General features: G+C 52.7%; 12 protein-coding genes. 2 read left to right on the top strand and 10 right to left on the bottom strand.

The features are described from left to right. Positions 1 to 23: 23 nt before the first annotated feature. From CO251_RS10330 to CO251_RS10285, 10 genes are all read right to left on the bottom strand, one after another. Positions 24 to 365, bottom strand: a complete 342-nt coding sequence (locus tag CO251_RS10330; protein WP_242968544.1) for a NifB/NifX family molybdenum-iron cluster-binding protein — start codon at positions 363 to 365, stop codon at positions 24 to 26. A gap of 12 nt (positions 366 to 377) precedes the next feature. Continuing rightward, on the bottom strand, positions 378 to 1,316 hold the full coding sequence (locus tag CO251_RS10325) for an MBL fold metallo-hydrolase (RefSeq protein ID WP_103375731.1): 939 nt from the start codon (positions 1,314 to 1,316) through the stop codon (positions 378 to 380). Between the two features lie 237 nt (positions 1,317 to 1,553). Further along, positions 1,554 to 2,789 (bottom strand): helix-turn-helix domain-containing protein, encoded by a 1,236-nt coding sequence (locus CO251_RS10320; protein ID WP_158246288.1) that lies wholly within the window; start codon positions 2,787 to 2,789, stop codon positions 1,554 to 1,556. An 86-nt stretch (positions 2,790 to 2,875) separates the two neighbouring features. After that, positions 2,876 to 3,790: a glycosyltransferase family 2 protein gene (locus tag CO251_RS10315; protein WP_158246287.1), complete on the bottom strand. Its 915-nt coding sequence runs from the start codon at positions 3,788 to 3,790 to the stop codon at positions 2,876 to 2,878. Continuing rightward, complete coding sequence (locus tag CO251_RS10310; RefSeq protein WP_158246286.1) at positions 3,787 to 4,848, bottom strand: glycosyltransferase family 1 protein; 1,062 nt, start codon at positions 4,846 to 4,848, stop codon at positions 3,787 to 3,789. The genes CO251_RS10315 and CO251_RS10310 overlap by 4 nt, the downstream gene beginning before the upstream one ends. After that, entirely contained in the window at positions 4,845 to 6,755 is a 1,911-nt protein-coding gene (locus tag CO251_RS10305) for a glycosyltransferase family 4 protein (RefSeq protein WP_103375727.1), read from the bottom strand. Before CO251_RS10305 ends, CO251_RS10310 begins: the two co-directional genes overlap by 4 nt. Beyond that, on the bottom strand, positions 6,752 to 7,852 hold the full coding sequence (locus CO251_RS10300; RefSeq protein WP_158246285.1) for a glycosyltransferase family 1 protein: 1,101 nt from the start codon (positions 7,850 to 7,852) through the stop codon (positions 6,752 to 6,754). Before CO251_RS10300 ends, CO251_RS10305 begins: the two co-directional genes overlap by 4 nt. A 1-nt stretch (position 7,853) precedes the next feature. Continuing rightward, positions 7,854 to 9,050, bottom strand: a complete 1,197-nt coding sequence (locus CO251_RS10295) for an ABC transporter ATP-binding protein (protein ID WP_103375725.1) — start codon at positions 9,048 to 9,050, stop codon at positions 7,854 to 7,856. After that, positions 9,051 to 9,914 carry an ABC transporter permease gene (locus CO251_RS10290; protein ID WP_173677095.1) on the bottom strand — a complete coding sequence of 288 codons (864 nt, stop codon included), beginning with the start codon at positions 9,912 to 9,914 and terminating at the stop codon, positions 9,051 to 9,053. It lies immediately after the preceding gene. 106 nt (positions 9,915 to 10,020) lie between these two features. Further along, the gene (locus CO251_RS10285) at positions 10,021 to 11,406 is read right to left on the bottom strand and encodes a DUF2079 domain-containing protein (protein WP_103375723.1); all 1,386 of its coding nucleotides are present in this window, start codon (positions 11,404 to 11,406) and stop codon (positions 10,021 to 10,023) included. A gap of 366 nt (positions 11,407 to 11,772) precedes the next feature. Here CO251_RS10285 and CO251_RS10280 point away from each other — a divergent pair, with 366 nt between their 5' ends. Together CO251_RS10280 and CO251_RS10275 are read left to right on the top strand one after the other, a co-directional pair. Continuing rightward, positions 11,773 to 12,693, top strand: a complete 921-nt coding sequence (locus CO251_RS10280; protein WP_103375722.1) for a sulfur oxygenase reductase family protein — start codon at positions 11,773 to 11,775, stop codon at positions 12,691 to 12,693. Between the two features lie 197 nt (positions 12,694 to 12,890). Beyond that, positions 12,891 to 14,042 (top strand): aminotransferase class I/II-fold pyridoxal phosphate-dependent enzyme, encoded by a 1,152-nt coding sequence (locus CO251_RS10275; RefSeq protein ID WP_173677099.1) that lies wholly within the window; start codon positions 12,891 to 12,893, stop codon positions 14,040 to 14,042. The last annotated feature ends 45 nt before the right edge of the window (positions 14,043 to 14,087 follow it).

The following is a 14,087-nucleotide window of genomic DNA, read 5'->3' as shown; positions in this document are numbered from 1 at the left end:
GGCGATGAGGATCGCCCTTGTGTTCACGCCTCTTTGGCTAAGCGCTCCACGACGGCGCGGGCATTTCCCTCAACACCCAGATACACCTTAAGCCGCATAGAACCCAACATGCGCTCCATTCCTGGCCCCATGTGATTAGCCGCCACGTCGGTCACATGGTGGTCCATGAGAAAGCGGGCAATACGCGCATGGTGTTTGCCCTCGCCTCCTTCATCATGGAGCGTATCCCAATGCACGTCTTCTTCAGTCCAATCCGCAATCTGGTGACCCTCGACAGTAGCCAATGCCACCCGAGGAGCTTTTCCCCACCTGGGCTCCACTTCACCCGATACGGTCACCGGAATACAAATGATACGCGCCATCATACATCACCCCTTCTATAATTTTCCAGCAGCTTTCTTCTGTATGTACACCAAAATCCCTTGGGCATCTAACATCATGTCCAAAGCGAGCGGATTCACGTTTTGGACATGATGCCCTTGCCGTTTAATGTCTTGCAGAACAATCTGCTGCAAAGCTTCATGAATCATAGAATACTCCACGTTATCTGGCAATTGTTCGATTAATGCGCGAATATACTCCACACCCCGCCGCGTGAAATGAAATGCCTCCGCGGCCGGCGTGGTCTCCCCAAAATGCGTGTGAAATATTCTTTGAGGCTTTAACTTTTCCATTCGGGCGAGCGACTCAAGCATCACCTCCGGATCAAAGTCGACCGGAGACGTCGTGGGAAATCCATAGACAAAGTCCCACCCGGTATATTCAGGACGGTAACGAATCCCCACCATATCCCCACTAAATAAGCCTTGACTTTCGCTGTCCCAAACACACAAATGATGCTTAGCATGGCCGGGCGTATCATAAAAGGTCAGGGTATGCCGTCCAAGCTTTAAATGCGCGCCATCCCCTTCAACCACAACCCGCCGCGCCTCGATCGGCACCAGTGTACCAAATAACTCATCGGTCCGTTCGCCATAAACAGCGCGCACTCCTTGAGCCAGCCGAGAGGGGTCAATCAAATGCGTTGCTGCCCGAGCATGGGCATGAACCACAGCGCGGGGACTTGCTTGCATCATTTGTCCGGTCCCTCCCGCATGATCTAAATGCACATGGGTTACTATGATGTGATCAATGTCTTGAGGGCTGACGCCCACTTCCTGCAAGCCCGCTAAAAGCGTCTCGTGACTTCGTGCAGACCCCGTGTCCACCAAAGCCAGTTGCTTGTCTTTAATCAGGTAGGCACTCGAGCGAAATGGCTTCCCTTCTTCCAACAGATCAATCGCGTAAATACCTGATCCATAGTCAATGACCGCCATAACTATCCCTCCCCCTCTATTTTCTCCTGCTGCAGCCTATCTGGCAATTCTTCGTCGCGTCAGGACATTTCACTGCCCTATTCTGTTCGAGTTCCGCGGTTTCGTGGCATAAGGCTCAGACATTGCAGCAATAAGAGGGAACGGTGATGAGGGAGGTAACAAGCCTGTCGTCTCTCACAGGGGATTGAAGTCTGCCCCTCCCGCCTTGTGAGAACGATCGATTAAGAATGCTATTCTTTATTCGCCAAAAGCCGCACACGGTCGTTGCAATTTTTGCCACAACTCCAAGGTCCTTCGCGCATCAAAGGCGTGACGGGCTTGCAAGAATCCGTCCATCGCTTGCAGGAAATATTTCTCGGCGTCATCGTGTTTGCCCATGCGCGCACTCTTCTGCATTTGCCGACGATGCGCCAAGGCACGCACCCGGACGGCATGAATCTCATCGGCAATCTTCATCATGCGCGCAATCGTTTCATCAGCCTTGCGCCAAAAACCCCGCAGAATATAGACATGGGCGAGATCATCTAAAATGTACGCCGCCGATGCACTCTCCTCGCCGAGATACTCCACCGCATTTTCAATCAAGCGCTGAGCCAAGCCAAGCTTTCCTGCATAGAGATAGTACGCGCCACGGTCATGCACTGCCGCTGCATAAACGGCCACATTGTCCATTTCGATCGCTAACTGCTCGGCACGGTCTAAGTAGGGTAAAATAGCCGGCACCGCCTGGTACTGTTCAAGCTCAACCGCTGCTAAATTAATATAGGTCCATGCCAACCAAAAGGGCTCTTGCAGTTCGTCAGCAATTTCCAAAGCCTGCCCATAAAGGTGGCGGGCTTGCTCAAACTCTCCCATATTCATATAGCACGTTCCGCTGTTGAGCAGCATTTTGATGGCCGTCACGGAATCTGTCGTCGGTTCATTAAGGACTTCATCAAACAAATCAATTGCCCTGGCAAAATCATTAATGCCCATCATGGCCGCCCCCGTACGAATCAACACATCACGGCGCGCCTGACAGAACCCAGGCGGCATACAGGTCACCGCGTGCATGCCGACACGTACAGCATCTTCTCCCCGACCCGATAACGACAAGACCTGTAATAACGTGGGGACACTTTGGGGCAGCAAGTCATAAAATTGATAGGCCATGATCATGTCATATGCCTTCATGAGCATATCCGCCGCGTTGGGCTGATCACCGCGTTCATTGCACTTTAGTCCTTCATCGCACAACAACTGGGCCGCATGGTACATCGACTGGTTAGACGTCTGACTAGAGAAGACCGGTAAGCCAAAAACTTGGGCAAAATGATTCAGCCACTCTTGAGGAGGCCAGCATAGATTCTTCTCAATGAGATCAATCACCTGAACCGGAATGCCATCGGTGGCCAAATCTTCCTGCTCTAGCCCCTGACCGAGGCGTATAGCGCGAATCGCGTCACCAACCGTCTGCATTGTCGCAATATCCACTTCTACACCTCGTGAGACTCGATTTGACACGTTGTGTGTCAATGATAGCAGATGCTTGCCAGAGGATAAAGATTTTACAGTCTTTTTCAAGACACTATTTTCCATTTTCGGCGTACATGTCTAATTTTCCCTGCATTTTGCCAGAAATGCACCGCTATCGTCTGCAAATCGCGCCAATTTTGAAAGCGTTGGCGCGATCCGGTCACCGCAAATAGCGTATAATACGCGCTTTGCCACAGCGCGACCTTGATCGGGTAATACTTCCACAACAACCGCAAACGCGCTAGTTCGGCGAGTCGCTGGCGCTCGCCTTGGTCTTTGGGATCTGAGTGCCCGGGATGATGGAGCACGGTAGCATCGGGATTGAACAGCACCTGATATCCCAAGCGCCTAATGCGCAACCCAATTTCGGTATCGTCATGCCATTTGGGAAGCGCATCATCGAGTGGCCAAACCGGTTCTAAACCATCACGGCGAACGACCATGCCGCATCCCATGGGATAGTCGACAGGTTGTCCTCGCCACTGTTCCAGCACCTGCCGGAACGGTTCTAAAGGTTCTCCCCAGAGGCGATCTCGCCCGTGCCCAGAAGAATCTAACACCGATCCTGCCCCATTAATCGTCGTCCCGTTGTTCATTAAGACTAAAGGCGCAATGGCCCCAGCCCTCGGCGCGTTTTGCAGCATGGCTAACGATCCAGGCAACCACGTGGCTGTAGCTTCCCCATCACTGTCTAAAAACGCTAAAATTTTCCCCGACGCTAGTGCCACTCCCGCGTTGCGTCCCCCTGCCACCCCATGGTTGGTGGGCAAAAGCACCCGTTTAATGAGAGGCTCATGCAGGCCCTTTACAAACTCCCGGCTATCATCGGTCGAGCCGTTGTCTACGATAATTAATTCCCCGGGCTGATGCTCCAGGCGTAAGATAGAGGCCACCGCTCTCGGCAGAACATTCGCCCCGTTATAGTTCACGATAATGACCGACACGTCTGATAGGTTCATGTCTGGGCGACCTCCCGGTATAACGCATAATGCAGACGCCTGGTCTCCCTCCATGTCGGCAGTGCGTCACGAACCCCAGCACGCGAGAGGGACGTCGCCTGCTGCATGGCATGCGCCCATACCGCCACGTCACGGGTCTCAACGACCTGTAAGCCGGCCACATGCACATCACGCACGGCTCCCGTAGGCGACGCCACGGTAGGCACCCCAAACCACAAGGCTTCTAAGGCCCCTAGACCAAATCCTTCATAATGGGAGGGCTGAACATAAACGGCCGCATCCTGATAGAGTTGTACGCTCTGCGAGTCATCTACATATCCCAAGACATGAACCCGGTTCGCCACAGGAGATTGGCGCAAAGCCTCCCAAAAATCTTCGTTGTTCCAGCCCCGCGCCCCTGCCAAGACCAAATGATGAGGAAGATGGCCGTCTTTTACCGCATAGGCGAAGGCTTCTAACAAAAACGTCAAGTTTTTTCGCGGTTCAATCGTGCCGATATGCAAAAAATAGGGCGCATCCAGCCGGTAGCCAGAGGTAGGGGAAACATGTGCCAACCGGTCCGCTCCTAAGGGAATAACTCGAATGCGAGAAGCCGTCTTCGGCCACAACTTGACTAAATCAGTCTCCACTTCGTGGGAGGGTACAATAATCGCCGCCGCATGATGCACAGCATATTTGACCACCCGCTGTAAATAATGAACGGTGTCCGCCCGCACCGTGTGTGGCATGCGCATAAATGCAACGTCGTGCACCGTCACGACTCTTTTGACCCAAAAAGACGGCGGAATGCTAAATGCGGGTCCATGAACGACATCGAATCGCTTCCGCACCAAATGACTGGGCAACAACACACTTTGCCATGGCACACCGGGCACCAGACGAATCACGTCAATGGGCACTTTCCCCACCCGGCACTGTTCTTGTTCATACGACAACGCGGTAACGGCAACATCAGAAACGTCTTCGCCATCCCTTAGAATTTCTGCAATATATTGCGCGACTCCAGCCCTTTGTACTTGTGCGGAGAGCACACGCGCATCCACGCCTACCCGAATCACCCTCGCCCGCCTTCTTCCTTCCGCCATTGTTTGACCCACCGTACAAGTCTCGGCGGCGCAAGGCGCGCCATACCTCTTAACCATGCGGGGCGCAAAAGACCATACGGCTGCGATGGATCCTTTACGGCAATGAGGGTTGCCAAGCCACTTTGACCCAGCAACTCGGCATGCTGCTCCCACATGAGCCCGATCTTGTCATCGTCTACCCTCAGGCCGCGGACACTCGTTGTCGGCAGCAGCTCCGCCTTTAAGCCCTGCATCGCCAAAGAAATCAGCATATCCCACTGTGGCAGTACGCCCGCTGGTGCGTCCTCTGCAGGAGCCGCCAATACTTTTTTACGCACAACCCCCCGAGCCCAAGCTTGGCTTGGCACCAGCACGCGCGTGAGGTCAAGATCCTCTGGCACCTCCAATATGCCTGCATCGGTTTCAACCCAACCGTACACCGCACTCAGCTCTGGGACACACGCCAAGGTCTTCACCGCCTGCTCTAGAAAATCCCATGCCCACTGCTCGCCATTGCCTATGACCACCACAAAATCTCCTAGCGCATTTTCTGCTGCACTCCACGGATCACGTGCCTCCTCACGCCACACGACATGATCGGGAAGAGAAAGCGCCTTAGGCCACTGCGCGACCATAATTTCTTCCACAAAGGCCTTAGCTGCGAGCGACTTCACCATCTCGGGTTCACCATGGTCGCTTTGGGGTTCAATAATCACGCTCAAACGCTGGGGGTAAGGGGGTATGCCACCTTTTCGGGTTGGCGGAAGCTCCTTCACAATCTTGGCTAACACCGCATCCGGATCCGCTTGTAAGGCGACCACCCGAGCTTGAGCGGCTTCCGCCAATGTGTTCGCCAACTCGGAATCGGTCAATACCTGCGCAATGGCGACGGAAAAAGAGGGCTGGTGCTCGGGATTAATCAAAATGCCAGCGCCCTCCTCCAACATTTCTCGCATTCCCCCCCATTTCGACCCAATGATAGGCACGCCCATGCGCATCGCTTCCAAACAGACATTCGGCCAATTTTCAAAACGGCTGGGAAACACCACAGCATGGGCCTGAGCATAATAATCACGCAGAGCCTCGCGGTTCACCGTCCCGACAAACTCCACCCGGTCCCAAAACTCTGAAGGCAGGCTGGACAGCAAATACCGTTGAAAAGACTGACCTCGGTAATGGGTATCTTGACCGATGAGTTGGAGCCGAAAATCCATTTGGCTCTCCCACAATGGAAGGCATGCCCTGAGCAGTAAATCAATCCCTTTTCGGTATTCCAAGCGCCCCACATAGACCAACGTCGCCGGCCCTTTTCGCTCGCGTTTTCCCGCCAAGGGCTGCCAGTTGGGTAATGGGTGACGCGTGACCAAAACGTTCCGTTTAAATTGGTCTTCATAGATTTCAGCCAAACCAACGGAAGGCGCCGTCAGCACATCACAATACTGCATCGCGTAGCGCTCTAACGCATAAATCCGCTGTCTATCGCTACGGGGGATTTCTTGGTTAATGCGATCACACAGCTCCAAGGACATGTGTCCATGGACCCTTAATGTGGTGCGAGCAAATTGACCCAAGAGACGTTTGGCCTTAATGGTAAAATATCCCTCGGCCAGGTAGTCGGGAAACTCAATAAGATCCCACGGTTGAGAAGAGGTCAACGCTAAAATTTTTTCATATAAGGCAAAAGCGTAGCCCATAGCCTCATCGCGAAACCTGGGATCGGCTTGAACGAAGTCGACCGCGACTGAATCAATCATCGTGCCTTGGGACGCAAGTCCTTTACTCAAAATCCGCACCTCATGGCCCGCCTGCGCCAGATCCTGGGCCCACTGACGCACATAGACGCCAATGCCGCCCGATGCCGTAACGCCTTGCAATTCTCGACTGGCGATCAGGATATTCACCGATTCGCCACCTCATGCAGCACTCGTTCATAGCCTTGATGGGTCAATTCCGCCGTCTTTTTCCATGAAAACGCACGAACCCATGCTTGTCCTGCTTCAATCAGTTGCCGTTGCTTTACCGGATCTTGCACAATGCTTAAGGCCGCTTCAGCCAGAACCTGGGGATCGGAGGTATCTACTAATAAAGCGGCAGGCCCCGCAATTTCGGGAAGAGAACTGTTCTTGCCCGTCACAACTGGACATCCCAAAGCCATAGCCTCGAGCACGGGCAGTCCAAAGCCTTCATAAAGACTGGGATATAAAAAACATCCTGCCTGTTGATATAAATGCGCCAATGTGGCATCGTCCACCATTCCCAATACTTCCAAGCGCGCATTGCCAGAAGCCGCATCCTGCAAGGGTGCCAACGCTTGACGCTCGACCCCCACGATCTTGACCGCTATCCCTTGGGCCGTGATGTATCTTGCCGCTTTCACAACAGCCGCTGTGTTTTTGCGCGGGTCGGCGGCGCCTAATGCCAGCACATAGGGCTCTTTAGGCCATGAGGCCGGGCGTATCGGATATTTCGGTGCTAAAGGGGTCACCACAATGCGGTCGGCCTTCACCCCCAATACTTGATGAATATCGCTGGCCGCATGGTGAGAGACCGTAAAGATGAGAGGAGCCCGCCGCGCAAGCCACTGAAGGGCATTCATCCGGTACAATCGGCTGATATGATGGCGCAAGGGAATTCGCCCGCCAAAGACCTGGCCGCGTTTGAACTCAATCACGTCATGCACCGTCATGATGACCGGGACCCGTGACACCAACGGCGCCATATTGGCTGTGCCATGTGCCAGCGCATAGGCACGAATGGCTGCCGGAAATGCCTGCTGTTCCCAGAGAAAAAAATTGGGTGCCCGCAAAATGTCGACACGGTAGTAGCTTCGCAAGGCTTGAACCACTTGCATATCGGCACTCTCGTCGCCAAAGAGGTGAAGATCGTAGCGGCGAGGCATATCCCCTAAATGCTGCAAGGTTTGAAACACATATTCGCCGATACCGCGTCGGGGACTCTGCAGCCCATAGCGTGCATCCATGGCAATGGTCGTGGTCACGTCAATCCATCCTCCATGTGTGCGGCAACACCAAGAGCCCGGGACTATTGCGCAAGGCCTGAATTCGCACAGGCAATACGCCCGGCCATTCGTCGAGTCTGCGGCCATTTTGGTCATAAATGGCCACCGTCACATCATAGGCCCCGCTCGTGAGAAATAACTGCGCCATATCCACGCTCACCCGGTTCATTCCTGGCTTGAGGCGAATGGGGACGCCATCGAGCACCGTAGAAAATGTTGCTAACTCTAATCCATCGGGGCGCCTGAGCACTAAGCTCACGTGTCCCACAAATTCCTCGGCGCTGTCATTGCGCAGATCTAATGTCACCGATACCGGATCTCCAGAGACCAATGCATCCACTGCTTTGCCCTGGCTTTTCAAAAACGCCTGGGCGACTTGGATAGGCCCTGGATGCGCCACCGTAGCTTCTGGCTCTGGAGTCCCTTGCGAAGTTTGGCCCATCAAGCTTTGCCGGTAAGCCAAAACGACGTCTCGTGGGGCCCCCGTTTTCTGCATAACGCCTTTGTTAATCCATACCGCTTGGTCCATTAACCGTTCAATAGACGACAAGTCATGGGACACAAGAAGAATGCTCGTACCTTCGCGCTTCATATGAAAAATGCGGTCCATACATTTTTGTTGAAACGCTTCATCCCCCACGGCCAGAATCTCATCCACGATGAGAATTTCGGGATCCACGCTCGTCGCGACGGCAAAGCCTAGCCGCGCATGCATTCCAGACGAATAATATTTGACAGGCGTATCGATGAACGGACGAATTTCAGCAAAATCAATGATCTCTTCCATTTTCGCCTCAATGGCCTTGCGCCCAATCCCTAAGATCGATGCGTTAAGATAGACATTTTCCCGGCCCGTAAAATCAGGGTGAAAACCCGCACCCAATTCCACCAAAGCCGATACACGCCCATGAAGACGCACATGTCCTTGCGTGGGGCTCATCGTGCGGGTGAGAATTTTTAGTAGCGTGCTCTTGCCAGAGCCATTGTTGCCGACAATCCCAAAGGAGTGGCCCGGTGGCATATCAATCGAAATATCGCGTAAAGCCCAAAAGGGCTCGCTTGGCGGCTTTTGGCCCCGTCTAGGAATCATGCGCGTAATCAATTGCCCCACACTGTCCGCGCGGTCTTTGCGCAGCAAAAAGCGTTTCCAGACATGCTCAACCTCAATATGAGCCATTTACATCACCTCAGAAAACATCGGCTCAATATGACGAAATACCCGAATGCCCGCAATAAAAACAAAGGCGGTCCACGCGAGCGCACTGTAGGCGAACTGAGGGTATTGCAAGTGGCCCGTAAAAATCACGTCGCGTTCCATTTGCAAAATGCTCCCAATCGGATTCATCAACAAAATACTGCGCAAACTAGGCTTCAAATTCGTTACCGGATACATCACCGGAGAAAAATACATCCATACCAATAGCAAGAGCCCCATCAATTGGTTAATATCCCGGTATAAAACATTCAACGCTGCCACCAAGTAGCCAATGCCTAGGGTAAACAACACTTGCAAAATCAACAGCGCAGGAATCCATAAGGTGCTCCAATGAATCGGCGTATCATAGAGAATAATGAACACAATCAGCACGCCGAGTGAGAACAAAAAGTCAATAAATCGGGCTAGAACCGCCGCCGTCGGCAATACAATCCGGGGAAAATAAATTTTCGCTAATAGTGAGGCGTTCCCCGAGACACTCCCCACCGCAGACATGATGCCATTCGCAAAAAAGTTCCAAAACGTAATCCCCGTCAGCATAAACACGACATAGGGAATTGGTTTGCTCGATTCGTGAAAAATGACTCCAAAAACAAAGCCAAAAATGCCGGCCGTGACCAGCGGATTGATAATGGCCCAGTACAACCCCAAAATGGAATGCTTGTAGCGTGTTTCAACATCACGCACCGCCAAGTTGCGCGTCAATTCCATGCCCAATAGCAATTGGTGCCAACCAGTCTTCCACCTCGATAACAGGCTTTGAATGGGAGATAGGCGGGGTGCCCTAGCCTCCTGATCCTCAATTCGTACAGAATGTGACACCATGTTCGCCCCTTCGCGTTGTCGCATCTTCGCTCAGATGATACATTATTGGACAATCGTAACCAACAGTAAAAAACCGGTTCAAGCCCTACTTTGATGCCAACACGCCTTATCTTGACGCTATGACGTCAAACACGACCACGCCGCCTTTGTCGAACACAACCCGTGCGCGGCGCTTGTTAGCCATCAATGCTGATAACGTGCGGTAGACCGAAGGGGGCGTCGTATCATCGTGAAATTGTGTATCCCAGATGACCGCTGACCCGATTGGTACATGGGCAAGATTGAAGCGTTGCAAAGGCACTTGGTTGATAATAAACCCCAAATGAGGCAACACATTATTCTGCGCATAAATGGGGTGGTTCTTCGGTACAGCGACTAAAGCTTGTTCGATGGCCATTGTGTTGTTCGGCCGCACTTTCCACGCAGAATGATAGAAATCAAAACCCATGAGAACCAACAAGCCCATTGTCGCAAAAATGCCAGCCGCTCGAATTTGAAATGGCCAAGGTCGACGATCACGTGCCGCGACATCTAAAAGCATCAGTAATAAAAAGGGGGCGATGAGAGCCGACTTTTGATCAAAGGGAGAGGTGGACGCGGGCAGGGCCGACAGCATATTGCCCCCTAAATAGAGCAAGGCCAAAACTCCGTAAAAGCTCCACGGAAACGCTTTTCTTTGAACACTCAAGGCTCCGAGTACGACCAGAAACGGCGCAAGCACCCAGAGGGCGTAAAGGACGGCGCGAATCGTTAGCGTGTGCGAGACCGGTACGGTTATCCAGCCCAGAGCACTCAAACGGTCTAAGCGGATGTTAAGTCCCCAGAACATCCATGCCAAGACGCCGCCTATCGCCACCAAGCCCACCCACCATGTTTGACGCCGCACGGCAGCGATGAGCGTAACCATCAGAACCGCGATCGCCGCTTTACTGCCACAACCAGTTAAGAGCACCAAAAAGGCAACGAACTGCCCCCAATGGCGTTCCATCAATGCCTGCACCGCATACAGCACCAGCGGCACGGCCAAAACACTCATATGAAAGTCATACAGATTACCGGCAATCACCAACGGGCTCAAAAGATAAAGCGCTCCCACAAACGCCGCCACCTCACGGGGCACCGTCCACGCCCGTGCAATGCGCATCAAAGGAAAATAACCCGACGCTAACGCCAGCGTTTCGACGAGAAATAAGAAACCGGTGCCCAACCACGTCGCCGGATACGCCAAGACCACCAACAACCACGCATGATTTTTGGCTAAAACCGCTTGCCCTGTGTATGTCGAACGCGCACCTAACCCGTCATGCACCAACGCCGCCATGCCTTGTTGATAGTAGCCCAAGTCAAAACCATGCGCGACAAAGAGGCCCCACCGCAAAATTTGCGCAGAAACGACGAGAGCGGCATACGCCAATATCCGCGTCCAGGCGCTAAGCCCCATTTCTTCTCCGCGTTTCTCCTGCTCCGGCCTTATCCAGACATCTTCAACCATGTTCCGCCTCTTTCAGTGCTTCAATCCATAAAAACGTAGCATACCGCCACAAGGGCGGACGCTCTCTGCCCGTCTTGAAAAGCTACGATTCCCACGCCACCGGATCGACACCTTATTTACATCCCACTTCTGTGATTCTGTCACAGGTCAAGCGGACCAGCAAGACGCCGAAAAATCCCATTTTCGATTTCGATATTTTTTAATACGCGTTGATCATTTTCGTAATCAGCGGTTATAATGGGTTTTACCGAGTTTAATCTCGGTTGATAAGCGTTCAATACGTCAAGACGAGAATCCAAAAACGAACTAGTTCTTTCGAAGTGGAGCATAGTGTCACATTTCTTACATTTAAGAGGAGGGTACCGTATGCCGCGTCCAATTGTGGCCATTAATGACGCCAAAATTGTCAATCAACCTTCGAGTTTTAACATGTTTGAATCAGTAGGTCCCAAGGTCTGCATGGTGACCGCCAATCATTCCGGATTTGTTGGGTTTCAAAACCACGTGCAAATCGGTGTATTCCCAATGGGCGGACGATACGGTGCCGCAAAGATGGACATGCACGCAGAGCTAAACCCGTTAGGCATTCGCCAGTACACGATGTGGAAAAACTGGCAGGACCATGAGGAAATGCACTACGAGCAATTCGACAGCATTTTTCGGCTCTGTGCTAACTGCTTAGGTATGATTATTGAAGGACCATGGGAAAATCTGTACGAAATCACCAGTTCTGATTTGCCCGATAACATGGCGATGACCGACGTCCCCTCCAGGCTCGGCGCGGCCTTTATGGCCGGGCAGACGCCCGATGCGGTTTCGATGCCTTACGGCCAACGCGTCATTGCGGGGTCTGACCACCGCATTATCCCTGGTCGTGAGCAAGAATTTGAAACGGCCATCGAGGACCTCATGCAAATGTTTAAAAAAGCTCCGGGCTTCTTAGGCTACATGGTGCTGAAACAAATTGGCGCTTCCGCTATCGGCAGTTTTCAGTTAAATCCCGAAGGTCTTCACCAAGCTCTGCAAACCACCGGTGAATACCCGCCGCGCAATAAAGAAGGCAATTTCCAGTTACTCGATGCCAAAGCCACGCCTACTGAATATATTGTCCACATGGAGTGGCAAGATCTGAATTCCGCCATGATGGGTATTTCTCGTGTGGTCATTAATACGAAATACCGTGCGCAACACGACCGCGTGTTAGCCACCCTCGTTCAAGGACCCTATGTGACGTTATGGAATCCCTTGATGGAGGACACCTCGTGGCGTGAGTATCTTCACGAATAGGAGTTAACCCTTTCATCCAAGCTCCCCAGAAATTCTGGGGAGCTTTTTTGCGTGTGTCCAATGGATGAGCGCCACACATTTCAAGGAATTTCGCTTCTGCCGTGACGAAGAAACTGCAAGAATTTCGTATAATGGACAGCGTAAATATCCATTACCAGCGCGTGATCTATTACAGATGTCAGAGAGGTCTGATTTTGATGAAACCCGCCGACCGGATTACCCGTCTGCCCCAGCAATTTTTTGCCGGATTGGTCAATCTTGCCGTCGAACTGAAAGCCCAGGGCCGTCCGGTCATTAATCTGGGCCAAGGCAATCCCGATCAACCCACGCCGGAACCCATTGTCGCTGCCCTAAAGCGAGCAGCTGACAATCCCCGGTACCAACGCTACATTCCCTTTACAGGCTTGCCAGAACTCAAGCAGGCAGTGGCCCGTTGGTATGCGAGACGTCACGGCGTAACCTTAGACTGGAAACGGGAAGTCGCCATCTTAATCGGCAGTAAAATTGGCCTGCAAGAAATCTCCCTGGCCGTTTTGAATCCCGGTGATATGGCCTTAGTGCCTGATCCAGGGTATCCAGACTATTGGTCCGGAATTCGCTTGGCTGGCGGTCAAATGATTCCGTGGCCTTTGTCGCCGGACTCTTGGCTACCTGACGTGGACTTCCTCACGGATCAGGTGCGCCTCGCCTTTTTAAACTATCCCAACAACCCGACTGGTCAACTCGCCCCGGCTTCGTTCTTGGATCGCGTCATTGCCCGTGCGGAAGCGACCCATACGGTCATTGCCCATGACTTAGCTTACGGCGACATCGTCTATGATGGCCAACAAGCGGTTAGCCTATTAGCGCGGCCAGGCGGCAAAAATGTCGGAATAGAGTTCACCACGGTATCGAAATCCTACAATATGGCAGGATTCCGGTTGGGTTTCGCTGCCGGTCATCCCGACCTCATTGCCTATTTGGAAACGCTACAAGATCACTTGAACTGCAGTCAGTACGGCGCCATTCAAGAAGCGGCCATCACCGCGCTCGACTCGCCCCCTGAATCGGTTGCTGCGCTACGCGACCTCTATCAAAGGCGCCGTGACCGCTTTCTTACCGCCCTAAGCGCTGCTCACTGGAATCAAACCCCAAGTCAAGGGTCCATTTTCCAATGGTTGGCGCTTCCTGCTGGCACCTCGTCCGTTGCGTTTGCAGAACAGCTTGCCATGCACACCGCCGTTATCGTCGCACCTGGACGTGGCTTTGGGGAACGGGGCGAAGGCTATATTCGTGTATCCCTGACGGAAAATGAAGACACCCTAGCCCACGCTGCAGCCCTCCTAGGCCAGTTTGTCCAACGCTTATGACAAAATGGATATGCTAACATAACAACAGGATGCACGCAGGGGACA

The sequence above is a fragment of the Sulfobacillus sp. hq2 genome (genome assembly GCF_002903155.1).
GTDB classification, from domain to species: domain Bacteria; phylum Bacillota; class Sulfobacillia; order Sulfobacillales; family Sulfobacillaceae; genus Sulfobacillus; species Sulfobacillus thermotolerans.
The sequence above is the reverse complement of the archived record's forward strand: the minus strand, read 5'-3'. Positions and strand labels throughout refer to the sequence as shown.